This is a genomic window from Brassicibacter mesophilus (assembly GCF_050433385.1).
In the GTDB taxonomy this organism is placed as follows: Bacteria; Bacillota; Clostridia; order Tissierellales; family Proteiniboraceae; genus Brassicibacter; species Brassicibacter mesophilus.
The window spans coordinates 95224-118775 of record NZ_JBNPXI010000007.1; the positions used below are offsets into that span (position 1 = coordinate 95224).

The 23552-nt window shown below is 32.6% G+C and carries 19 protein-coding genes and 2 other annotated features; of the genes, 3 read left to right on the plus strand and 16 right to left on the minus strand.

The features are described from left to right. Positions 1-35: 35 nt before the first annotated feature. Positions 36-249: a binding site (T-box leader), on the minus strand. Between the two features lie 53 nt (positions 250-302). From gltX to HNR33_RS09920, 6 genes are all read right to left on the minus strand, one after another. Further along, positions 303-1784: a glutamate--tRNA ligase gene (gene gltX / locus HNR33_RS09895; protein WP_429082887.1), complete on the minus strand. Its 1482-nt coding sequence runs from the start codon at positions 1782-1784 to the stop codon at positions 303-305. 326 nt (positions 1785-2110) lie between these two features. Beyond that, positions 2111-3841: a proline--tRNA ligase gene (locus HNR33_RS09900; RefSeq protein ID WP_429082889.1), complete on the minus strand. Its 1731-nt coding sequence runs from the start codon at positions 3839-3841 to the stop codon at positions 2111-2113. Between the two features lie 52 nt (positions 3842-3893). Beyond that, positions 3894-4095: a binding site (T-box leader), on the minus strand. An 85-nt stretch (positions 4096-4180) separates the two neighbouring features. Continuing rightward, on the minus strand, positions 4181-4657 hold the full coding sequence (ispF, locus tag HNR33_RS09905) for a 2-C-methyl-D-erythritol 2,4-cyclodiphosphate synthase (protein ID WP_429082891.1): 477 nt from the start codon (positions 4655-4657) through the stop codon (positions 4181-4183). Further along, positions 4654-5361, minus strand: a complete 708-nt coding sequence (gene ispD / locus HNR33_RS09910; protein WP_429082893.1) for a 2-C-methyl-D-erythritol 4-phosphate cytidylyltransferase — start codon at positions 5359-5361, stop codon at positions 4654-4656. The genes ispF and ispD overlap by 4 nt, the downstream gene beginning before the upstream one ends. Positions 5362-5477: 116 nt before the next feature. Next, positions 5478-6590 carry a PIN/TRAM domain-containing protein gene (locus tag HNR33_RS09915; RefSeq protein ID WP_429082894.1) on the minus strand — a complete coding sequence of 371 codons (1113 nt, stop codon included), beginning with the start codon at positions 6588-6590 and terminating at the stop codon, positions 5478-5480. 165 nt (positions 6591-6755) lie between these two features. Beyond that, positions 6756-7232, minus strand: coding sequence for a CarD family transcriptional regulator (locus HNR33_RS09920; RefSeq protein WP_429082896.1), 477 nt, complete (start codon positions 7230-7232; stop codon positions 6756-6758). A gap of 183 nt (positions 7233-7415) precedes the next feature. On the opposite strand from HNR33_RS09920, the gene HNR33_RS09925 reads away from it, so the two are divergent. Then, the gene (locus HNR33_RS09925) at positions 7416-7811 is read left to right on the plus strand and encodes a nucleoside triphosphate pyrophosphohydrolase family protein (protein WP_429082898.1); all 396 of its coding nucleotides are present in this window, start codon (positions 7416-7418) and stop codon (positions 7809-7811) included. Between the two features lie 29 nt (positions 7812-7840). On the opposite strand, the gene disA is transcribed toward HNR33_RS09925, so the two are convergent. From disA to fusA, 8 genes are all read right to left on the minus strand, one after another. After that, positions 7841-8920 (minus strand): DNA integrity scanning diadenylate cyclase DisA, encoded by a 1080-nt coding sequence (gene disA, locus HNR33_RS09930; protein WP_429082900.1) that lies wholly within the window; start codon positions 8918-8920, stop codon positions 7841-7843. Between the two features lie 8 nt (positions 8921-8928). Then, positions 8929-10293 carry a DNA repair protein RadA gene (gene radA, locus HNR33_RS09935; RefSeq protein ID WP_429082902.1) on the minus strand — a complete coding sequence of 455 codons (1365 nt, stop codon included), beginning with the start codon at positions 10291-10293 and terminating at the stop codon, positions 8929-8931. A gap of 106 nt (positions 10294-10399) precedes the next feature. After that, positions 10400-10846 carry a hypothetical protein gene (locus HNR33_RS09940; RefSeq protein ID WP_429082903.1) on the minus strand — a complete coding sequence of 149 codons (447 nt, stop codon included), beginning with the start codon at positions 10844-10846 and terminating at the stop codon, positions 10400-10402. Positions 10847-10969: 123 nt separating this feature from the next. Then, positions 10970-13408, minus strand: coding sequence for an ATP-dependent Clp protease ATP-binding subunit (locus HNR33_RS09945; protein WP_429082905.1), 2439 nt, complete (start codon positions 13406-13408; stop codon positions 10970-10972). A gap of 11 nt (positions 13409-13419) precedes the next feature. Continuing rightward, positions 13420-14448 carry a protein arginine kinase gene (locus HNR33_RS09950; RefSeq protein WP_429082907.1) on the minus strand — a complete coding sequence of 343 codons (1029 nt, stop codon included), beginning with the start codon at positions 14446-14448 and terminating at the stop codon, positions 13420-13422. A gap of 6 nt (positions 14449-14454) precedes the next feature. Next, positions 14455-14970, minus strand: coding sequence for a UvrB/UvrC motif-containing protein (locus tag HNR33_RS09955; protein WP_429082909.1), 516 nt, complete (start codon positions 14968-14970; stop codon positions 14455-14457). A gap of 19 nt (positions 14971-14989) precedes the next feature. Beyond that, positions 14990-15448 carry a CtsR family transcriptional regulator gene (locus HNR33_RS09960; RefSeq protein WP_429082910.1) on the minus strand — a complete coding sequence of 153 codons (459 nt, stop codon included), beginning with the start codon at positions 15446-15448 and terminating at the stop codon, positions 14990-14992. A 263-nt stretch (positions 15449-15711) separates the two neighbouring features. Further along, positions 15712-17781, minus strand: a complete 2070-nt coding sequence (fusA, locus tag HNR33_RS09965) for an elongation factor G (RefSeq protein ID WP_429082911.1) — start codon at positions 17779-17781, stop codon at positions 15712-15714. A gap of 387 nt (positions 17782-18168) precedes the next feature. Between fusA and hisC the strand changes: the two genes are divergently transcribed. After that, complete coding sequence (hisC, locus tag HNR33_RS09970; protein WP_429082913.1) at positions 18169-19251, plus strand: histidinol-phosphate transaminase; 1083 nt, start codon at positions 18169-18171, stop codon at positions 19249-19251. Positions 19252-19299: 48 nt separating this feature from the next. Here hisC and HNR33_RS09975 read toward each other — a convergent pair whose 3' ends face one another. Together HNR33_RS09975 and HNR33_RS09980 are read right to left on the minus strand one after the other, a co-directional pair. Continuing rightward, the gene (locus HNR33_RS09975; RefSeq protein ID WP_429082914.1) at positions 19300-20448 is read right to left on the minus strand and encodes a double-cubane-cluster-containing anaerobic reductase; all 1149 of its coding nucleotides are present in this window, start codon (positions 20446-20448) and stop codon (positions 19300-19302) included. A gap of 249 nt (positions 20449-20697) precedes the next feature. Continuing rightward, positions 20698-21825, minus strand: a complete 1128-nt coding sequence (locus HNR33_RS09980; protein ID WP_429082916.1) for an N-acetyltransferase — start codon at positions 21823-21825, stop codon at positions 20698-20700. Between the two features lie 391 nt (positions 21826-22216). On the opposite strand from HNR33_RS09980, the gene guaD reads away from it, so the two are divergent. Then, the gene (gene guaD / locus HNR33_RS09985) at positions 22217-23515 is read left to right on the plus strand and encodes a guanine deaminase (RefSeq protein ID WP_429082918.1); all 1299 of its coding nucleotides are present in this window, start codon (positions 22217-22219) and stop codon (positions 23513-23515) included. The last annotated feature ends 37 nt before the right edge of the window (positions 23516-23552 follow it).

Here is a 23552-nt window from a genome sequence, read left to right on the forward strand (position 1 = left end):
AACTAATTTTAAATATAAAAAAACCGTCTCTAAAATACAGAGACGGTTCTATCCCGCGGTTCCACTCTGATTGGGCTAAAATACCCCAACTCAAAGGCTTTAACGGTGCCAGCCGATTAACCTTACTTAGTTTCAGGCAACAGTTCAAAGGTGCACTTCAATTTATCATTGGCTTGAGACTTCTCTCAGCTAGTAAAAGTCCCTCTCTGCAAGCTTAATAAACCTACTTTACCTCATCATAACCTTTTAATATTAATACTATATTACTAGATATCTAAAAAAACTTCAACCTAATAATGTATTTATATTAAGTTTTCTTCTACATATTGTATGCGTGAAAGCAAGTTTTGTTTCCCTAAAATTAAAATAATTTTATCAAGATCTGGTCCATGTAGTTGACCAGAAAGTGCTGCTCTTACTGGCATAAATAAGTTTTTCCCTTTAACTCCAGTCTTCTTTTGTATCTTTTTCATAATTGTATTAGAAAATTCTTCATCAACTTGATCTATTTCGTTAAGCTCCTCTTTAAATGCTTCAAGAAGCGATAATACTTGATCACCTTTAAGCATTTCTTGAGTTTCTTCGTTTTCAGGTTTTACTTCATTGTCAAATAAAAACTCAGCTTTTTCAACAACTTCTGCAACAACAGATATCTTTTCTTGTATGGAAGAAACTATTGTTTTAATCCAGTCATATCTATTTCTTACATCTTCGTCTGTGATAAAACCAGCCTTCATTAAATAAGGTATAGATAGTTTAGTTATTCTTTCAACGTCGCTGTTTCTAATGTATTGACCATTCATCCAATTAAGCTTATCATAGTCAAATATTCCACCTGTATTGGACACTCTATCTAAGGAAAATTCCTTAATCAATTCTTCCATAGAAAAAATTTCTTGATTTTTTTCTGGACTCCATCCTACTAAAGCTAAATAATTTACAAGAGCTTCAGGTAAGTATCCTTTTTCAATGAAATCTCCAACGGATACATCACCTTGTCTTTTACTAAGCTTCTTCTTGTCTTTTCCTAGTACTGTCGGTAGATGAACATATGTCGGAGACTCCCAACCAAAAGCTTCAAATAAATAAACATGCTTAGGTGTTGAAGAAAGCCATTCTTCTCCTCTAATTATATGAGTAGTTTTCATAAGATGATCATCTACTACTACTGCAAAATGATATGTTGGAAATCCGTCTGATTTAATTAAAACTTGGTCATCTAGATCATTTGTATTGATTACAATGTCGCCTCTTATAATATCATGAAATTTGATATCTCTATTTTGAGGAAGTCTTAATCTGATTGTGTATTCTTCTCCAGCTGCTATTCTTTTTTGAGCCTCTTCTATATCAATACTTCTACAAAAACCATCATATCTTGGTGTTCCACCCAGCGCCTTCTGCTCTTCTCTAACTTTATCGATTCTATCCTTTGAGCAGAAACAATAATAGGCATGACCATTCTCTATAAGTTCATTAATGTACTTTTTATATATATCAAGTCTTTCGGATTGAATATATGGACCATATTCACCTTTTTGAACTATTTTACCATTTTCAGAAAATACTCCTTCATCATGAAGCACTCCAGCCCATTTTAAAGATTCTACTAGGTTTTCAATAGCGTCCTCAACAAATCTACTTTGATCTGTATCTTCAACTCTTATGAAGTATTTTCCACCCATATTTCTTGCATATAAGTAATTATATAGCGCAGTTCTTAGACTGCCTAAATGTAAGTATCCTGTAGGACTAGGCGCAAACCTCACTCTAACCTCTGACATTTTTCTCCCTCCGATTCAATTATCTAACATTTATTTATCTGTATATTATATATTACATCTTTTATTGTATCAAGAAATATATGATTACCACAAACTATTAGAAAACTCTAATTAAATAAAAAACTAATAAAACTAAAATTATATGTAAAATCCACCATGTAATAGATAAAAATCTAAACCTACCATTATCAAAAAATTTTCTTTTGTTTTTGTCCATTTGAATCCTCCTATACTCACTTGTATAACAATATGTTTTACAAAACAAGTCAAGTATATGCAAAACCACTCGTGCTTAAAAGTACGAGTGGTTTCTATTTATCTTTTATTTAGAAACCCAATCCTTGAGCTTCAAACTCAGCCTTTATTCTATCCATGATTTCACTTACATTTATCTCTAATTTTTCTCCTTCTCTCCTAAGTGAAAATTCAACAATTTCTTCATTTGCTTTTCTTCCTACTGTAATTCTAATTGGCACTCCTATCAAATCTGCATCTTTGAATTTTACTCCTGGTCTTTCATTTCTATCATCCAACAAAACCTCTAAACCAGCTTTTTTTAATTCATCATAAAGCTTCTCACCAAGTGCTAATTGCTCTTCATTTTTAGTGCTTACTATTGTAACTAAAGCATGATAAGGAGCTACTGATAGAGGCCATATAATACCATTTTCGTCGTAGCACTGTTCGATTATTGCTGCCATTGTTCTAGATACTCCAACGCCATGTGATCCCATAAATATCTTCTTATCCTTACCATTTTCGTCAAGGAATGTTGCATTTAATCCATCACTATATTTTGTTCCTAACTGGAATATATTCCCTACTTCTACTCCTCTATCCATCTTAAGAGCGCTTCCACACTTAGGACATATATCTCCCTCTTGAACTAATAGTAAATCTTCTACAACTTCTGCCGTAAAGTCTCTACCATAGTTTACATTCTTGATGTGATAGTCAGTTTCATTTGCACCAATTATGAAGTTTTTCATCTTTGTCACTCGCGAGTCAACTAATACTCTTATATCTTTCTTAAAGCTAATTGGCCCTGCAAATCCAACTTCTGCACCCGTTACTTCTTTTACTATTTCAGCATCTGCCATAACAAGCTCATGTTCTGGAATACCAAGTACTTTTACTAGTTTTATTTCATTTAATTCTCTATCTCCTGGTATTAAGACAGCTACAACTTCATCTTTAGCCATGTAAATTAATGTCTTTACAAATCTATCAGCAGATGTATTAAAGAATTCATGTAGTTGTTCTATAGTCTTGATATTAGGTGTATGCACCTTTTCACTCTGGAGCTCTTCACCAGCACCAGTATTTTCTTTTACTTCATATATGCATTTAGCTTTTTCATCTGTTGCAGCATAGTTACAGTGATCACAGTATGCCATTTGACTCTCTCCAAACTCAGACATAGCCATAAACTCGTGAGAATCGCTTCCTCCCATGGCACCAGAATCACCTTCAACTACTTTAAATCTCAACCCACATCTAGTGAATATTTTCTCGTATGCTTTCCACATATCTTCATATGATTTTTTCATGCCCTCTTCATCAATATCAAATGTGTATGCGTCTTTCATAATAAATTCTCTACATCTCATAAGCCCAAATCTAGGTCTCTTCTCATCTCTATATTTTGTCTGTATCTGGTATAAGCTTAAAGGAAGCTGTTTGTATGATTTTACCTCATGCCTTATGAGATCAGTAAATATCTCTTCATGTGTTGGCCCTAAACAAAACTGTCTTTCATTTCTGTCACGTAATCTAAACATTTCTGGACCAAAATCAGCCCATCGTCCACTTTCTTGCCATAGTTCTGCAGGTTGAATAGCCGACATCAATAATTCTTGAGAGTCTATTGCATCCATTTCCTCTCTAACGATATCCTCAATCTTTTTAATGACTCTATATCCAAGTGGTAAATATGAGTAAACTCCTGATACAAGCTTTCTTATCATCCCAGCTCTAAGTAAAAGCTGATGGCTTGGAAGTTCCGCCTCTGAAGGTACTTCTCTTAACGTTGGCATATATAGCTTTGACATTTTCATGCTTTGTCACTCCTCACACTTTATTTTTAAAATATAAAAACCTTCATCCCAAACAAGGGACGAAGGTTATCCGCGGTACCACCCTAATAGACTATAAAATAGCCCACTCTAGACATTATAACGGAAAAACCGTCTGGACGTTCAATCCAGAAGCTCTAGGACAGGTTCAATATTCATAGGGTCAGAAATCTTTCAGCCATGGATTTCCTCTCTTAAGACCATAAATACCTACTATTTCCCTTCACAGCATTTATATTATTTTGCATCAATTTTAAATTAATATTACTAAAAAAAATTTTTTTTGTCAAACATAATTTTACAACTGATAATTTTAGATAATTAATTCCTCTTTATCAAAATGCACACGGCTTGTGATGATATTCCTTCTTCTCTTCCTTCAAATCCAAGTTTTTCAGTAGTAGTTGCTTTTACACTTATATTGTCTTTAGATGTCCTTAAAACACTCGCTATGTTATCTCGCATTTGGTCTATATATGGCGCAAGCTTTGGTCTCTGTGCTGCAACAACACAGTCTATGTTCCCAATACTATATCCTTTGTCAATCATTAACTCACAAGTTCTTTCAAGTAGCTTCATACTAGATATGTCTTTGTAGCTATTGTCTGTATCTGGGAAGTGCTTCCCTATATCTCCTAATGCTAATGCTCCTATTATGCTATCCATTACAGCATGGACTAATACATCAGCATCTGAATGTCCTAGCAGACCCTTTTCATGACTGATTTCAGCTCCTCCTAATATAAGCTTTCTTCCTTCAACTAGCTTATGTACATCATACCCTATACCAATTCTCATATTCTTTCTCCTTTACTAAAAGTCTCTGCTATCTTTAAATCCTCTGGAGTAGTTATCTTTATATTCTCGTATGAGCCTCTTATCATCTTAACACTATGTCCAAGCTTCTCAACAAGCATACTATCATCTGTTGCTTTTTGTTTATATTTTTTTGCATTTTCATGAGCTTTTACTATTAATTTGTATGCAAATGCTTGAGGAGTGTGCACAGCCCAAAGTGTGTTTCGAGCAGGCGTATCTATGATAGTATTGGTATCATCTATTACTTTTATAGTATCTTTTACAGGTACGCCTATTACACATGCCTCGTATTCAAGGACTGCTTTAATACATTCTGTAATCTCGTCATTTTTTATAAATGGTCTTACTCCATCATGTATTAAAACTATATCACATAACTTATTTGCATGCATAAGCCCGTTATACACCGAATCCTGTCTTTCTTCGCCACCAGCTACTATATGTACAACTTTATTAAAAGAATACCTACAAACAACTTCTCTTTTACAATATTCTCTTTCTTCATCTCTTGTTACTACTATGATTTCATCAATATATTCATTGTCTTCAAATTTCTGTATAGTATGAGCTAGTATTGGTCTATTCTCTAACATTAGATATTGCTTGTTGATTTCTGCACCCATTCTCTTGCCCATTCCAGCCGCAACTACTATAACAGAAACATACTTGTTATTATACGCCACTTTATCACCTCACAAACATTATCTAAACTGAAATTAGTATGAATAAAAGACCCAACAAATGTTGGGCCCTAATATCATTATATAATACCATTATACAATATTAAACTATTGTACAGCTATACTGCTTTATCAACCATCGATTTTGGCTTTGCAAATATCATTCTTCCTGCAGCTGTTTGTAGTACACTTGTTACTAAAACTCCAATAGTTTCTCCTATATGCTTTTTACCTCCATCTACAACTATCATAGTTCCGTCGTCTAAGTAGGCTACGCCTTGACCAGACTCTTTGCCATCCTTAATAACCTGAACAAGCATTTCTTCACCTGGTAATACTACTGGCTTTATAGCATTAGCTAATTCATTTATATTTAAGACATCTACTCCATGAAACTCTGCTACCTTATTCAAGTTATAGTCATTAGTAACAACCTTGCCTTTAAGGTACTGAGACAGTTTTAAAAGCTTACTATCTACTTCAGCGATGTCTTCAAAGTCTTTTTCATGTATTATAACTTCAATATCTAGTTCTTTCTGAATTTTGTTTAGTATGTCAAGTCCTCTTCTACCTCTATTTCTTTTTAAAGCATCTGATGAGTCTGCTATCCTTTGGAGCTCTTCAAGAACAAACTCTGGTATCACCAAAGGCCCTTCTACAAAGCCTGTTTTACACAAGTCAGCTATTCTTCCATCTATTATAACACTAGTATCTAAAATTTTAGGTTTAACAGTTGACGTACTCTTAGATGGTTTTTCCTTGCTACTACTTTTCTTAATCATGCTTAAAGCATTTGTAAAATCATCCCTTTTCTTAGTAGGGATTATTACTCCCAAATACCCAAGAAGTATATAGAACAAGATTGAAATTATAAGTCCTACATAAGGTATTGCAAGTAATAACTGACTTAATAAATATGCAATGAGAAGACCAAATATAAGTCCTACTGCACCAAGTATTATGTCGGAAGCAGGAATTTTTTGTATTTCTCCTTCTACGCTATAAATTAAGTTCCTGCCAAGTTTCATTATTTTTGGAGATATTATAAAAAATATAATTCCAAAAATTACGCCTACTCCAATATATGTGTATGACGTTATATGAATTTTATCGAGAAAGATTAACAGTCCAGAAGCTTCTAGCAGTGCCATTATTCCGATACCTAGAGACATACCAAGCAAAGTGAAAAAACCTCTTAAAATTCTGTTTATCACTTTGATCTTATTAACCATTTAATTATCACCTCCTATTATATTTATTTCCATTATATCAATATTCTATAACTAATTTACCACATTTTTCAATATAATATATCAAAGTTATTGCATTGTTACCAAATTGTAATATACTGTTACCCAAAAATGCCCATAAAAAACAAGCGTCTATCAAAAAGACGCCTACTTAATCATTTCATTAATTAAGTTTTCAGCTTCCATCTGCTCTATGCTTTTTGCAAGAACAATTTCACTAACAAGCATTTGTTTTGCATTATTGAGCATTTTTCTTTCTCCTGTTGATAATCCTTTTTCTCTGTCTCTTATTATAAGATTTCGAACAACACTAGCTATTTCATATATATCTCCACTTTTTATCTTATCCATATTAGCTCTGTATCTTCTGTTCCAGTTTTGTGGCATTTTTGTCTTATTATCAGATAAAACAGCTAGTACCTGTTCAATCTCCTCATTATTAATGACTTCTCTAATACCGATGTCTTCTATGCTATCAATTGGAACCATAACCTTCATGTCACCCATAGGCATTTTCATTATATAGTACTTTCTTTTTTTACCTAGGATTTCTTTTTCTTCTATGGCTACTATAATTCCTGCTCCATGCATAGGATAAACTATTTTGTCACCTATATCAAACATAAAGCAAACCTCCTAAAATAAAACATGACCTTCTAATATATAGTATACAATAGACACCACTGATTGTCAAACGAATTATTTTATCACAGATATCAAAAGCTTGTCAACTTAAATTTAAATTGACAAAAAGTTATAAATATAAGTATAATTAAATTAGATATGAACTTGAATAGAGGTGATTTAATGAACAACAACTTAATCTGTGACAATTTTCAAAGTAAAGTATCTGATGTGTTAGTTAGGCATAAAAGTATATTAGACATAATTTCAAAGTTCGAGGAATCAAATTCTAGGGTTAATAGAGCTGTAGTTAAATCTGCAACATCGTGTGGTTGTATTTCAATAAACGCTAGCAAGCAAGAGTACAATAAAGAGACACTACAGGAGGTTAAGAACCATTTAAAAACACATGTAGAAGGTGAGCTCTGTGAAAGCTGTAAAGAAAAGATCGAGGAAGAAATAGGAAACCACATGTTTTATATTGCTTCTTTGTGCAACACTTTAGGCTTGAGTCTAAATGAAATTATAGAAAAAGAACTTAAAGAACTTAAAACATTGGGGATATACAGGCTTTTATGATATATAAAACGGGTCATCTGTGACCCGTTTTATATATGCCTATCTAATAATGACTGCTCTTGAAATCTTCTTAATCCTTCTTTTATTGACCTGGCTCTAATCTCACCTATACCTTCAACTGCATCTAATTGAGAAATTGAAGCTTTAAGTATTTCTTGAAAAGATCCAAACATTCCTATTACATTCTCTAAAACACTAAATGGGAGTCTTGGGATTTTATTTAGTATTCTATATCCCTTAGGAAATATGTTTAAATCCAACGAATTGATTCCATCATCATACCCTAGTAATTTTGCAATAATTGTTAAATCTAATAATTCTTCAGATGACAAAGCTTTTATCTGCTTAATTATATCTTCATGATTTCTATTTTCAACTGTAATATAATAATCCCTAATAACATTTATGCCATCTTCTTCAGCGTCTCCAGTAAGTTCTTCTAGCTGCATGTCAACGAGTCTGCCTTCATTACCTAACTCTAGAATATATTTTTCTATTTCTGTAGCAATTCTCATAACCATCTCAGTTCTTTGTAAAACTTTTACTACATCAAATACTGTTACCAAATTTTCAAACTCAAGTGCACTTAAATTAGTCATAGCTTGATTTAAAACCGCTTTATATTTTTCTAAGGTCTGTATAGCTTGATTTGCTTTATTCAATATTTCATTTGTGTCTTTTAAAACGTATTTATGGTTACCCTTGTATAAAGTAATAACATTCCTTCTTTGAGAAATAGAGATTACAAGCTCATTGGTCTGCTTCGCTACTCTTTCTGCTGTTCTATGACGTATACCAGTCTCTTTCGAAGAGATGAATGGATCAGGAACTAATTGAGCATTAGCAAAAAGAATTTTTTTGTTATCATGAGTCAATATTATTGCACCATCCATCTTGGCCAACTCGTATAAATTGGCAGGTGAAAAATCACTGTTTATACTAAATCCTCCATCCACAATACTCATTACATCATCGCTATCTCCAACAACAATAAGTGCACCCGTCTTAGCCCTGACAATATTTTCTAACCCTTCTCTTAACGATGTCCCCGGAGCTACAATTTTTAATGATTCTAATATAGCATCCTTTTTTACATTTTCATCTTTCATTTAGTAACCTACCCTCCTAAAGCAATATCTAACGCATCTATTATGTTAGCTACACCAATAACCCTTATGTTATCCATTTTATCTAAACCTTTAAGGTTTGACTTTGGTATTATAGCTGTTTTGAAACCTAACTTGGCAGCTTCGCTCAGTCTTCTCTCAATAAAGCTTATAGTTCTAAGTTCTCCAGTAAGTCCAACTTCACCCATAACAACAGTCTTCGAATCTATTTCCTTGTCTTTAAAGCTTGATGCAATAGAGCATATAATTCCTAAATCAATTGCAGGCTCTTTAGTTTGTATACCACCTACTATATTTATATATGAGTCAAAGTTCTGCATCTGAAGTCCTGCTTTTTTTTCTAAAACAGCCATCATTAAAACTGCTCTATTATAGTCTATTCCAGTAGCTACTCTTCTGGGCATACCAAATGCCGTATAGCTTACTAAAGCTTGAATTTCTACTAGCATTGGACGTGTACCTTCCATACTTGGGACTACTACTGAGCCAGCCGTATTCGTTGGCCTTCCAGCTAAAAGCATTTCAGAAGGATTCTTTACTTGCACTAATCCAACATCTCTCATTTCAAAAACACCTATTTCATTTGTTGATCCAAATCTATTCTTTACACCTCTAAGTATCCTATAAGTATGATGTCGTTCCCCTTCAAAATACAGTACTGTATCTACCATATGCTCAAGCACCCTTGGTCCAGCTATAGATCCTTCTTTTGTGACATGTCCTACAATAAAAGTAGCCATATCCCTTGGTTTAGATAACTTCATCAGAGCAGAGGTAACCTCTCTAACCTGACTTACACTACCAGGCGCTGACTCAATATTAGGACTATAAACTGTTTGGATAGAGTCAATTATTAATACGTCAGGATTTAGGTTTTCTATTGCATTATTTATTATTTCCATATTCGTTTCAGCTAATATATATAATTCCTGAGCCTTTACACTTAATCTATCTGATCTAAGCTTTATTTGTTTCGCAGACTCTTCACCTGAAGCATATAAAACCTTTAAGCCTTTACATGAAATGTTATTAGCAACTTGTATTAGCAGAGTAGATTTCCCTATACCTGGATCTCCTCCGACTAGAGTCAACGAACCTTTAACTAATCCTCCACCAAGTACTCTATCAAGCTCTTCTAAATCAGTAATAATTCTTTCTTCATCTATTACCTTTACGTTAACTAGTTTTTCTAACTTTGCTTCGACAAGACTTTGTGAAATGACTCTTCCTATTTTTTTTTCATATACTTCTTCTGCAAATGTATTCCACTCGTTACAGGAAGGACATTTTCCTAACCACTTAGGCGATTCATATCCACATTCTTGGCATACATACTTACTTTTTAGCTTTGCCATAAAATAACCTCCCAATAATAGGTTATAATATAATTATTTGTTATCATGTCAATTATTATAGTTTATTATTAACAATATATCAATTCGTAGTACATTTTTTGATTATCTATGTAAACATTTTATCTATATCATCTAATGATATAATCCCTTTTTCAATCAAAACTCTTTCTAAAAAAGATACTTTTTTCTTTAGAATTTCCATTTCTGAACTAGGCACTGTTTTCTCATCACTTTGCATAGATTCAGGTTCTTCAAATTCAATGATTTCCAAAACATGAGTATATTCAACATTTTCGTCTTTAAATGGGTTCCCATCAGTATAGTTATAAGTTATTTCTCCCTTTTTTGCTTTAAACTCTAGCATTTCATCAGGGATTTTTAACATAAAACTACTATCTTCAAGTATTTGCTTTAATTTTTCATTATCATCATTTCTTACTTTCGTTTCACATTTTATCCTAATTATTCTGTTACTAGTTACTTCGCTTTTAATAAAATCTCTATTATAATTTTCGACTATTAATTCCATTTCATTAACAAAAATCTTTTTCATTCGTAATCTCCTCTCTTCATTTATGTAGACTCTTATTATTCTATACAATATTATCAAACTTTTTTATTCTTTTCCATCAGCAATTATTTTTTCAAAAAAAGTAGTAAGGATTAAGAACCCTTACTACTTATCTGCTTTATTAAATACAAGCTTCTCATCATTGAAGTCTATTACTATCTTATCATCTTTATTTATATTGCCCTTTAACATTTCTTCCGACAATTGATCCTCAACAAGTTTTCTTATAGCTCTTTCAAGAGGTCTAGCGCCAAATGAAGGATCAAAGCCTTCTTTGCCTATATATTCCTTTGCTTTATCCGTTACACTAATATTTATGTTCAATTTTTCTAGTTTCTTCTCCAAGTCTTTAATCATTATATCAACTATTTTGTTGATTTGCTCTTCTCTTAAAGGATGAAATACTATCACTTCATCAATTCTATTTAAGAATTCTGGTCTAAATGTTCTTTTTAACTCATCAGAAATATTATCCTTCATTTTTTCATATTCTGCTTTTTCATGATCTTTAGGTGCTGCAAATCCCAATGTTTTTTGTTTTTTTATCGTTGTTGCTCCCACATTTGATGTCATTATTACAACCGTATTCTTGAAGTCTACAATTCTACCTTTTGAATCAGTGAGCCTTCCATCATCTAGTAATTGTAATAATATATTAAATACATCAGGATGGGCTTTTTCAACTTCATCAAATAATATTACCGAGTAAGGTCGTCTTCTTACCTTTTCAGTTAATTGACCGCCCTCGTCATAGCCTACATATCCCGGAGGTGATCCAACAAGCTTTGATACAGAGTGCTTTTCCATGTATTCTGACATATCAATTCTTATCATCGCATTTTCGTCACCAAACAACGACTCTGCTAATGACTTTGCAAGATATGTCTTCCCTACACCTGTTGGCCCCACAAATATAAAAGTACCAATTGGCTTATTTGGATCCTTAAGACCCACTCTAGCTCTTCTAACTGCTCTTGATAGAGACTCGACTGCTTGCTCTTGACCTATTACCCTCTTGTGAAGTATCTCTTCAAGGTTTAATAACCTTTCAGATTCTTCTACTGTAAGTTTTTTCACAGGTATACCAGTCCAGGATGACACTACATGAGCTATCTCTTCATACCCAACTTCATTAGATGTAGACTGCTTAAGCCTTTTCCATTCCTTTTGTCTTCTTTCAAGCTCATCCTTTACATTTTTTTCTTCGTCTCTTACCCTGGCTGCCTTTTCATAATTTTGCGTACTTATTGCTTCTTCTTTTTCCTGTGACAATTCTTCAAGCCTAGATTCTAATTCATTTAGATTTTTAGGTGCTGTAATTGATTGAAGTCTTACTCTTGATGCAGCTTCATCTATAAGGTCTATTGCTTTATCGGGCAAAAATCTATCAGTAATATATCTGCTAGACAGTTCAGCTGCTGCATTAAGCGCTTCGTCTGTTATTTTTACTCTATGATGTGCTTCATATTTATCTCTTAATCCTTCAAGTATTTTTATAGTATCTTCAACAGTTGGTTCTTCTACCATAATTGGCTGGAATCTTCTTTCTAAAGCAGGGTCTTTTTCTATATGTTTCCTAAATTCATCAATCGTAGTTGCTCCTATCGCCTGAATCTCTCCTCTTGCCAATGCAGGCTTTAGTATATTCGAAGCATCTATTGCCCCCTCAGCGGCGCCAGCTCCAATAATAGTATGCATCTCATCGATAAATAAAATCACATTACCTGACTGCCTTAACTCTTCCATCACCTTCTTTAATCTTTCTTCAAATTCTCCTCTATATTTAGCTCCTGCAACCATTGAAGCAAGATCAAGGGTAACTACTCTTTTATCCTTCAAAATCTCTGGAATTTCACCTTCATTGATCTTCTGGGCTAATCCTTCAGCCACAGCGGTTTTACCTACTCCTGGCTCACCAATTAAACATGGATTATTTTTGGTTCTTCTACTAAGCACCTGAACAACCCTTTCAATTTCTTTACTTCTTCCAATAACAGGGTCTATTTTTCCCTCATTAGCTAATTTAGTTAAATCCCTTCCGAATTTATCTAATGTAGGAGTTTTATCTCCACTCTTATTATAGTTAGGTTGATTAGGTCTATTATAATTATTATTTAGCATGTTAACTACCTCTTCTTTCGTTTTTGCTAAATCTATTCCAGACCCTTTTAGGATTACTGCCGCCACTCCTTCACCTTCTTTTATTAATCCTAAAAGAATATGTTCTGTTCCAATATAATTATGCCCTAAATCTCTTGCTTCTATAAAACTGAGTTCAAAAACTCTTTTTGTTCTTGGAGTAAACCCTAATACTTCACCTGACTCTTGGCCATAGCCTATAAGGTTTATTACTTTATTTCTAACATTATCTAAATCTACACCCATATTTAATAATACCTTTGCAGCAATGCCATCACCTTCTCTAACTAGTCCTAACAGAAGATGTTCTGTTCCTACATAATTATGCTTTAGAAGCTGGGCTTCTTCTTGGGCAAAATAAATAACTTGCTGTGCTCTTTCAGTAAATCTACCGAACATTGCCATGTACATCCCTCCTATAACTTAAGCGTTCCTCTAATTATTTCTGCTCTCTTAGCATCTCTCTCTATAGTTGTAAGTTCGCTATCTGAAGTCTTTTGAATGCCTGCTGGTTGTGTATTAATCAGCAAATGATTTATAACATTTATATCTATGTCTTTTATAATATTCATTTCTATTCCCATACGAACATCAGATAATAATTTCATAGATTCTTTTGAAGTCATAATTCTTGAATTTTGAAGTACTCCCAATGACCTGTAAACTTTATCCTCTACCTCTAATCTTTTACTTGATAACAAGTTGTTTCTTGTTTCCCTCTCCTGCATTATTATTTGTAATACAATACTTTTTAGCTTTTGTATTATTTCTTCTTCACTTTCTCCTAATGTTGTTTGATTAGAAATCTGAAAAATATTTCCTAATGCTCCTGTTCCCTCACCATAAAGTCCTCTAACTGTAAGTCCTACCTGACTGACAGCCTGTAATACTTTATTGATATATCCTGTTATAACAAGACATGGAAGATGAACCATTACTGACGCTCTAAGCCCTGTTCCTACATTAGTAGGACAGCAAGTTAAATATCCAAATCTCTCATCAAAAGCATACTTCAATTTTTCCTCTAGTAAGTCGTCTATTTTATTACAAATACTCCATCCTTGTTCAAGATTTAATCCAGGTAAAAGAACTTGTATTCTTAAATGATCCTCTTCGTTAACCATTATTGTAACCTTTTCATCTTTTTTTAATAAGAATGAGCTTATTTTAGGTTTTTCGAGTAAGCTTGGACTTATTAAATGTTGTTCTACTAATACGCTTCTATCCAAAGGAGATATTTTTTCAATTTCATAGAGTTCATAATCTTTTGATAGTGTAGAACTATTATTAGTTACTGCATTAGCAACCATATGAGTTAGTTTTTTTGCCTCATCAATATCCATGAATTGAGGTAACTTAACATCCTCAATGTTTCTTGCCAGCCTTATTCGACTACTTATGACAATGTCGTTATCTGAACCTGAACCTTCTAACCACTTACTCATATATAATCACTCCTCATTACTTTCTAATTCGGATTGAAGACTTTTTATTTTGTCTCTTAATTCAGCTGCTTCTTCAAATTTTTCGTTCTTAACAGCTAATTCAAGCTCCTCCTTGAGATTGTTTATTTCTTTTCTTATTCTTATTGTTCCACCAGCTCTTTTAGGTACCTTACCTACATGTGTATCATGTCCATGTATCCTTTTAAAAAGTGGAACTAATTTTTCATTAAACGATTTATAGCAGCTGCTGCATCCAAATTTACCCATCTGTCTAAACTTCCCATAAGTAAGTCCGCATTTATCACAAGTAACCGATTTTATATAATCAACTTTCATAGGGCTATCTTGAATATTATCTAATAATCCTGTCAAAAAATTCTGTATAGAAAATGGCGCATCAAAATCAAATTGCTTATGTTTTTTTGCACATTCTTCGCATAAGTGTAACTCTGTAACTTTATTATTGATTATTTTCGTCATATGAACTGTCGATTGGTTTTTGCCACATTCTTCACAAAGCATTTAATCCCCTCCAGATAAGCTATTTTAGAAATACTAGCAGCATATTTTTTAACATGTTAGCTCTTAATTCATTTCTATCAACTGATATACTGCTTAACGTTCTATCAGCAAGTGCAACCTTCATTAACTTGCTTTCTCTGTCAGTAATCAATTCTTCCTCAACAAAACTATCAATTATACTATATGCTTTTGCTTTAGTAATAGATTCACCTATTATGTTTGAAATCAGATTATGAATATATTTATCATTAGTAATATTAACCTTTATTATTTTTATATACCCTCCACCGCCTCTTCTACTCTCGATATAATACCCTCTATCAGTAGTAAATCTAGTTGTAAGAACATAATTTATCTGTGAAGGCGCACAATCAAAGTGTTGCGCTAATTCATTTCTTTGAATTTCAACTGCCCCATTTTCAGTATCGCTTAAAAGATTTTTAATAAATTCTTCTATTAAATTACTAATCCTAGACATAAAACCACCTCATAATTTTGACTTTGACTTTCTTTGCCTTTCATTTATATTTTAATACATTTTTAAAATTTTTCAATATATTTTATATAAATTTTTCTCATTCTATGTTTATTATATCCATCTACTAATATTTTCTTTAGATTTTCTAATTTATATTGCTAAAAGAATATAATAAGGAATTCTAAACTTTTTTATGCGTTATAAACAAACAAAAGAAGCATATTAAAATATGCTCCTTTTGTTTGTTTATATTTGTTTTATTTTTATTCTTTTTCAGCTCTAGCTTCAGCAACAATTTTTTCACTCAGATGAGCTGGAACTTCGTCATATCGTGCAAATTCCATCTTAAAGCTTGCTCTTGCTTGAGTCATAGATCTTAAGTCTATAGCATATTTAAACATCTCAGCTTGTGGTGCTTCAGCCATAACAAGCTGAGCTCCATCTGATTGTTGTTCCATTCCAAGTATTCTTCCTCTTCTCTTGTTCATATCTCCCATAATGTCTCCCATGTAGTCTTCTGGAACTAGTATTTCTACACGCATTATCGGCTCGAGCAAAATAGGTTTTGCCTGTTCAATTCCCTTTTTAAAAGCTAATGAAGCAGCTATCTTAAATGCCATTTCATTTGAGTCAACTGGGTGATATGAACCATCGTATAAAACAGCTTTCAAATTAACAACAGGGTAACCTGCTAATACTCCCTTTTCAAGACAATCTCTCAATCCTTTTTCAACTGCAGGAATATATTGCTTAGGTACTGCTCCTCCAAAAATCTCTTCATCAAATTCGAAGTCCTGAGCTGTAGGTTCAAATCTTATATGAACATCTCCATATTGTCCTGCTCCACCTGATTGTTTTTTATGCTTTCCTTGAACACTTGAAGCGCCTTTTATTGTTTCTCTGTAAGGTATTTTAGGATCTTTAAGCTCTACTTCTACCCCAAAGATATTTTTAAGCTTATTCATAATAACTCCCAGTTGCATGTTCCCTTGACCACCAACTAAAAGCTGTTTAGTTTCATTATTTCTCTCAACAATAAACGTTGGGTCTTCCTCAGTTAATCTGTGTAGAGAAGATCCTATCTTTTCTTCATCACCTTTTGCCTTTGGCTCAACTGCTAAGAATAAACATGGTGCTGGATATTGTATCCCATCATATATTATTGGACTATTCTTTTCACATAAAGTGTGTCCTGTTTCTGTAAACTGCAATTTAGATATAGCCCCTATATCTCCTGCGGTAATTTCAGAAACTTCAACCTGACTCTTACCTCTTAATAAAAAGAGACTTCCTATTTTCTCTATTTCATCTTTGTTTGCATTTAGTATTTCCATGTCCTTAGTTATTTTTCCTGAACAAACCTTAAATATCGATATTTTACCAACAAATGGGTCAACTATAGTTTTGAAAACTAGTGCAGAGAACGGCTCACTGCTATTAACTTTCCTTTGAATTTTTTCTGTACTATTAGGTTTAACCCCTTCATACACACCGGAATCCTGTGGTGTTGGTAAATAGTCATAAATCATATCTAATAACGTATGAACTCCTATGTCTTTAGCTGATGAACCTACTAAAACAGGAACTAAATCACCATTTAGTACACCTTTTCTTAACCCATTATGAATCTCTTCAGTTGTAAATTCCTGTCCATCAAAAAACTTTTCTAAAAGCGCTTCATCAGTTTCAGCTACAGACTCAATTAGCATATCTCTTAACGGAGATATAGCATCTTCCATTCCATCTGGCACAGGAACATTGACGCAATCTTTTCCATTGTATTCTCTTCCGATCAAGTCTACAATGTTTACAAAGCCTCTAAACGATTCGGCTTCTCCTAAAGGTATTGCAAAAGGTGCTATTTTCTTTCCAAATTTGTCTCTAAGCTCATTTATTAGCTTATCAAAGTTAACGTTTTCTTTATCCATTTTGTTGACAAATATTATTTTTGGTTTTTTTCTTTTTTCTGTGTACTTCCATGCTTTTTCAGTACCAACTTCTATACCTGCCGATGCATCGATTACTATAACTGCTCCTCCTGCCACTCTTAGTGCACTGTTTACTTCACCTATAAAGTCAAAATATCCTGGCGTGTCTAAAATATTGATTTTCGAGTTTTTCCATTCAATAGGGATTACTGAATTACCTATAGTAAACTGTCTAGCTATTTCTTCTTTATCAAAATCAGATACTGTATTTCCATCTTCTACTTTACCTTTTCTTTTTAATACTCCGGTTGTGTACAATATCGTTTCTGTTAAAGTAGTCTTACCGCAGCTACCATGTCCTAAAAAAGCTACATTTCTTATCTTGTCAGTTTGATATCCCTTCATCTATACTTCCCCCTTGCTCAGTATTATAGTTTTGACTTTTTCAGATTATTAATAATATTCTACACATTTTTAAAAAATCCTTTTAAATATATATTTTTTTGCTACATATCAAAATATGCCCAACTTCTACATTATTATTCCAATAATATGTAAAAATTTAAAATTTTTCAGTATATCTATAGATACAGTAATTCTATTTATAGTTATTTGACACAGTAATTTGAAACTTAATATGAGTAAAATAGAACGTTTATGCAAATATCCCCTTATTTCTTTTATTCATGTTCAGATATGTTATATATAATATCAAGTTATAATTCTTTATGATATAATGATGAGTAGATACATATGAATATAGGGGTTAAAATCTAAAGGGGGTCGATTTATTTGTCAATATCTTTTAGAGAGGAGCTTAAGGAACTTTCTCCTTATAAGCCAGGTAAACCAATTGATGATGTTAAAAGAGAGTATGGGCTCACAGAGGTTATAAAGCTTGCATCAAATGAAAATCCTCTAGGCTGCTCACCAAAAGCAATTGAAGCAATCAAAGAAGCGTTTCAGAACCTAGCATTATATCCAGATGGAAACTGTACACTTTTAAAGAAAGCTTTATCAGACAAGCTTAATCTTAATGAAAACCAAATCATCTTGAGCAGTGGCTCTGATGAAGTAATTGACCTTATAGCTAAAACCTTTATCAACAAAGGTGATGAAGCTATAATGGCAGACATAACATTTCCTAGATACATAGCAACTACTAAAATGATGGGAGGAAAGCCTGTTATCGTTCCTCTAAAAGACTGGACACATGACTTAAATGGTATGTTAGATAAAATAACTGAAAAAACAAAGCTTATTTGGTTATGTAATCCTAATAACCCAACTGGAACTATGTTTAGTGAAGAAAAACTCATAAGCTTCTTAGATAAGGTTCCTCAAAACATAGTTGTAGTCTATGATGAAGCTTATAATGAATATGTGACTAAAGACGATTACCCAAAAGATAGTATTTCACTATTAGAAAAATATCCAAACATATTAATCCTTAGAACATTCTCAAAAATCTATGGATTAGCTGCATTAAGAGTCGGGTACACTATGGCAAGTGAAGAAATAATCGAGAATATAAATAAGATAAGAGGTCCTTTCAATGTGAATTCCTTAGCTCAGGCCGCAGCTCTTGCTGCTCTTGAAGACCAAGATTTTATTAAAGAAAGCTTTAGAATTAATAAAGAAGGAAAAGAATATCTTTATGACGAGTTTAGCAAAATGAACTTAGAGTATGCTCCTTCTGAGACAAATCATATATTTGTCAATGTTGAAAAAGATGCAAACGAAGTATTTATTGAGCTTCAGAAAAAAGGTATGATCATAAGGCCTATGGTTGGAACTTGGATTAGAGTCAGCATAGGAACTATGGAACAGAACAAAATGTTTATAAAACTATTGAAAAACCTACTAGATAGATAAACTAGTAATAGAAAAAGCGGCTTGAGATAGCCGCTTTTCAGTTTGTTTCTATAGCGTTTCTATAAATGCATTAAGTCTAGTACCTATCTGACCAGTATCTGACTTAGAATAATCTGTTTCAATACATATGTAATGTTTTCCCTTTTCTTTAGTAACAAAATTTTTAACGTTAAAAGATTCTACATTAAATGTATGGCAAGCTTGAAGTATTACTTCAACAACACCGTCTATCTGGTACTCATCTATCATCTCATCTAAAGATTTAAATCTACCAGGATTTGGAGTCATAACAGAACAATTGATATTTAGATATTTATAAGTTAATGCATCTATAGGATCTATAGTTTCATCAACGAGCTCCATTTTCTCTTTAGGACCACAGCAGTTTTCAAAAGCCACTACATCTGCACCCAAATCTTCAATTGTTTTTATAATTTTATCTCTTACACCTCCAGTTGGACATCCCGTAATAAGAATTCTCGGCCTGTTAGACTTCTTACCTTTAAGCTCTTTTTCATATTTTTCTCTTAATTCATTAGTCTTCTTAACAATATACTCGCATTGACTTCTTCTGTCAAACTGAAATCCTAAAGCCTCCATGACAGTATTCACTTCGTATCCTGTAATAGGTGATGGATTTAATTTGCCAAGCTCATAGAAATCTAGCAAAACCTTTCTTTCATAGTTTCTATCAATAATTGATTGTCTTAGCTTCTTATCACTAATCTCTACTCCAAATTTTTCTTCTAGAACTTCTTTAAGCTCAAGCATCTCTTCTCTCCAATACTTGAATGCATGGTCTTTTTTTTGTCCTTGAGGTAAATGCATTACATGTGTATGCTTTATCTCATTTAAAAGCTCATACATTTTTTTCTTTCCATCACATGTAGTTTCACCAACTATCATATCAGAAAAATAGAAGTACGGACATTTATCAGAGACAGCAAAGCCATAACTTGATTTTATAAGAGGACATAAATTTTTAGGTAAGTGAACCTCTGCATCTGGTATAGATTCCTCGCTCACACCACATAATCCTACTGGTACTGCACCAGCAGCATATATTAATTCCATAGGAGTATATGTGCAAAATACTCCAACTACTTTAGTACCATTCTCCTTAAGCTCTTTCACCCTTAAAAAGCCTTCTCTTCTAGCTTCAGAATACTCATCAAATTTATTAGGTAAATTATACATTATTCCAACTCCCCTTTATATGAAAACCATAATAATTCACTACTATTCCATTAATAATCCTAGCGCTTTCACACACTTATCTAAACATAGGCACAATAATTCAAACAAATTATAACAGAGGAATTTTCATTCATCAAATTGTAATTTTTTATAGATTGAGCTATTAGTATAGAATTTTTCTAAACATCATATGTAATCATATTAAATACAGCTTTAACAAATAATAAAAAGCAGTCAATTGACTGCTTCTTAAATATTTTTTTTATATATTCTATATGTCTTATAAATTTTACCGCCTAGTTTCTCAATATCTCTTTGCATGATTTTGTTATATTCCCATACGGTTGACCCTTCACCGTATTTATAACCTTTTTTTATCAACGCCTCAAGCCCCTTTAAATAAATAGCCGAGGGTACTCCTTTCTTTCGGTATTCAGGAATGACAAACAACACAAATAACCTAGCTCTGTCTATCTTCCTCTTATGATAAAGATACTTTATAAATCCAAAAGGAAATAATCTTCCATTCATATGCTTCAACACTTGATTATAATCTGGTAAAGCTATATTAAATCCTATTGGTGTACCGTCCTTAGCTCTCGCTATATATATCAAATCAGGATCTGCTACAGGAACTAAATTTTTACCTATTACTTTAATTTCTTCTTCAGTTGGCGGTATAAAATCATCCCATTCTTCCGGCATAGCTTTATCAATTATTTCTTTAACATCCATCATTTCTTTTTCTATATTCTTTATATTAAGCTTATCTATTGTGAACCCATATTTCTCCATCGCATATGGAACGTATTTCCTATACCTTTCATCTATTCCTTTATTTATTTCATAATAGTATGCGTAACAATCCCAATATTTTTCAAATCCATAGAGTTCAAAAATACCACGATAATATTCTTTATTATATGTATTCATAACCATAGTAGGATCAGTAAAATTATCTATGAGCAATCCACGATTATCATCACCATTTGGTAAAGAAATTGGCCCAATAATCCTTTCCATACCTTTATCTTTTAACCAATCAGTTGCATAATTGAATAATGCTTTTGCAACTTCATAATCTTCAACACATTCAAACAACGATATATATCCTTCTTTATATTGTTTTGCACTGTTCAAATGTTCATTTATTCCTACACAAAGTCTCCCACAAGGTTCATTATTCTTATAAGCAAGTAAAAGTAAATACGGCCCACTTTCTTTTAATGAGTTATTCTCTCCTCTAATTGATTTTTTAAAATCTGAAATTAATGGAGGAATCCAGCATGTATCTCCATTATATATTTTCCATGGTAGCTTAATAAAATGTTTTTCTGTCTTTGCCGAATCTACCTTACACACAAATATATCTCCCATTTTATCCCCCCGTATATAATCACTCTTCTAATTTTTTTAGTATAAAATAGTATGTTTTTATATACAATAACTAAAGCAATGCCATGTATTAGTAAAGATTCTACAAAAATTTATCATTCCCTCTACATTAGCAGATATTTTGTCATACATTAAACCTATAGATAAGTAGTAACATAGCTATTTAGGGGCTTTTATTAACATTTAACCAATAATTTTATAGTCAAAAATGTAGTCTCACCTAATATATCCATTTAACACTGCTCTCAATACCTGTACGCATTGGAATTACTGATGTAAATACAGTTCATTAGGTAACTTGAATAAGAATTTTGTTAATTATATAATAGAGGTGAACGTTTTCTTGTTACATTATTGTTAAGGAGTTGATTTTATGAATCAAACACAAACAAAGGGTTCAATAAAGATTTACAAAGGGAATGTAATCTTTACTAAAACACCTGAAGAGTTTGTAGTATTAGAGAATGGTTACATCATAGTTGAAGATAAAAAAGTTAAGCAGGTAGTAGCATCTATACCACAACAATATAAAGATATAAATGTTATTGACTTTGGTGATAAATTAATTATTCCTGGATTTGTTGATTTACACTTCCATGCTCCGCAATTTCCAAATAGAGGTCTTGGACTAGACAAAGAGCTTCTACCTTGGTTAGAACAATATACTTTCCCTGAAGAAGCTAAATACAAAGATTTAGATTATGCAAAAAAAGTTTACTCAAGAGTTGTTAAAGAAGTATGGAAACAAGGTACAACTCGTATAGTTCTATTTAGTAGCGTTCATAAAGAATCAACAGGACTTTTATTTGATTTGTTTGATAAGTCGGGTTTAGGTGCTTATGTTGGAAAAGTAAATATGGATAGAAACTGCGCTGATTTCTTAGTGGAAGATACACAGAATTCTCTAAACGATACTGAAGATTTTATAAAAGACTATGTAGGTAAATCAGAGCTAGTTAAACCAATAATTACTCCTAGGTTTGTTCCAACTTGTACTCCTGAACTTATGAAGGGGCTAGGAGAATTAGCACAAAAATATAATGTTCCAATACAATCACACATTTCAGAAAATACAGGTGAAGTTGAATGGGTTAAAGAATTGCACCCAGAGCACCGTGATTATGCTAGCGTTTATGACTATTTTGGATTATTTGGACATAAACCAACTGTAATGGCTCATTGTATTCATAACACTGACGAAGAGATTGAAATGATGCGTAAAAATGGTGTTTATGCTGCTCACAGTCCTCACTCAAACTTAAATCTTTCAAGTGGTATTATGCCGGTTAGAAAATTCCTTGAAAGAGGAGTAAATGTTGGATTAGCTACAGATGTAAGTGGCGGGCACAAGGTATCTATAGCTAGTGTAATGGCTGTAGCTGCTCAGGCTTCTAAAATAAAATGGTTAGAAACTAATAAAGAACTAGATCCATTAACTACTTCTGAAGTATTCTATTTAGGTACTAAAGGAGGCGGAAGCTTCTTTGGCAAAGTAGGAAGTTTTGAAGAAAATTATGATTTTGATGCTCTTGTAATCGATGATAGTTCATTAGGTGACTTAGACCTGACAATCGAAGAGCGTCTTCAAAGATTTATATATATAGGTGATGACAGAAACATCATAGAAAGATATGTAGCTGGAAATAAAATTGATGAACCTTGTTTTGAATAATAAGCATTAACAATAAAAAGAAGCCATTTTTACAGGC

What these genes read in the sequence shown, in the direction of transcription:
- gltX (WP_429082887.1), bottom strand. Translation starts at nt 1,784, where the DNA reads ATGTCAGAGGTTAGAGTGAGGTTTGCGCCTAGTCCTACAGGATACTTA.
- HNR33_RS09900 (WP_429082889.1), bottom strand. Translation starts at nt 3,841, where the DNA reads ATGAAAATGTCAAAGCTATATATGCCAACGTTAAGAGAAGTACCTTCA.
- ispF (WP_429082891.1), bottom strand. Translation starts at nt 4,657, where the DNA reads ATGAGAATTGGTATAGGGTATGATGTACATAAGCTAGTTGAAGGAAGA.
- HNR33_RS09915 (WP_429082894.1), bottom strand. Translation starts at nt 6,590, where the DNA reads ATGGTTAATAAGATCAAAGTGATAAACAGAATTTTAAGAGGTTTTTTC.
- HNR33_RS09920 (WP_429082896.1), bottom strand. Translation starts at nt 7,232, where the DNA reads ATGTTTGATATAGGTGACAAAATAGTTTATCCTATGCATGGAGCAGGA.
- HNR33_RS09925 (WP_429082898.1), top strand. Translation starts at nt 7,416, where the DNA reads ATGAACAACAACTTAATCTGTGACAATTTTCAAAGTAAAGTATCTGAT.
- disA (WP_429082900.1), bottom strand. Translation starts at nt 8,920, where the DNA reads ATGAAAGATGAAAATGTAAAAAAGGATGCTATATTAGAATCATTAAAA.
- radA (WP_429082902.1), bottom strand. Translation starts at nt 10,293, where the DNA reads ATGGCAAAGCTAAAAAGTAAGTATGTATGCCAAGAATGTGGATATGAA.
- HNR33_RS09940 (WP_429082903.1), bottom strand. Translation starts at nt 10,846, where the DNA reads ATGAAAAAGATTTTTGTTAATGAAATGGAATTAATAGTCGAAAATTAT.
- HNR33_RS09945 (WP_429082905.1), bottom strand. Translation starts at nt 13,408, where the DNA reads ATGGCAATGTTCGGTAGATTTACTGAAAGAGCACAGCAAGTTATTTAT.
- HNR33_RS09950 (WP_429082907.1), bottom strand. Translation starts at nt 14,448, where the DNA reads ATGAGTAAGTGGTTAGAAGGTTCAGGTTCAGATAACGACATTGTCATA.
- HNR33_RS09955 (WP_429082909.1), bottom strand. Translation starts at nt 14,970, where the DNA reads ATGCTTTGTGAAGAATGTGGCAAAAACCAATCGACAGTTCATATGACG.
- HNR33_RS09960 (WP_429082910.1), bottom strand. Translation starts at nt 15,448, where the DNA reads ATGTCTAGGATTAGTAATTTAATAGAAGAATTTATTAAAAATCTTTTA.
- fusA (WP_429082911.1), bottom strand. Translation starts at nt 17,781, where the DNA reads ATGAAGGGATATCAAACTGACAAGATAAGAAATGTAGCTTTTTTAGGA.
- HNR33_RS09975 (WP_429082914.1), bottom strand. Translation starts at nt 20,448, where the DNA reads ATGTATAATTTACCTAATAAATTTGATGAGTATTCTGAAGCTAGAAGA.
- HNR33_RS09980 (WP_429082916.1), bottom strand. Translation starts at nt 21,825, where the DNA reads ATGGGAGATATATTTGTGTGTAAGGTAGATTCGGCAAAGACAGAAAAA.
- guaD (WP_429082918.1), top strand. Translation starts at nt 22,217, where the DNA reads ATGAATCAAACACAAACAAAGGGTTCAATAAAGATTTACAAAGGGAAT.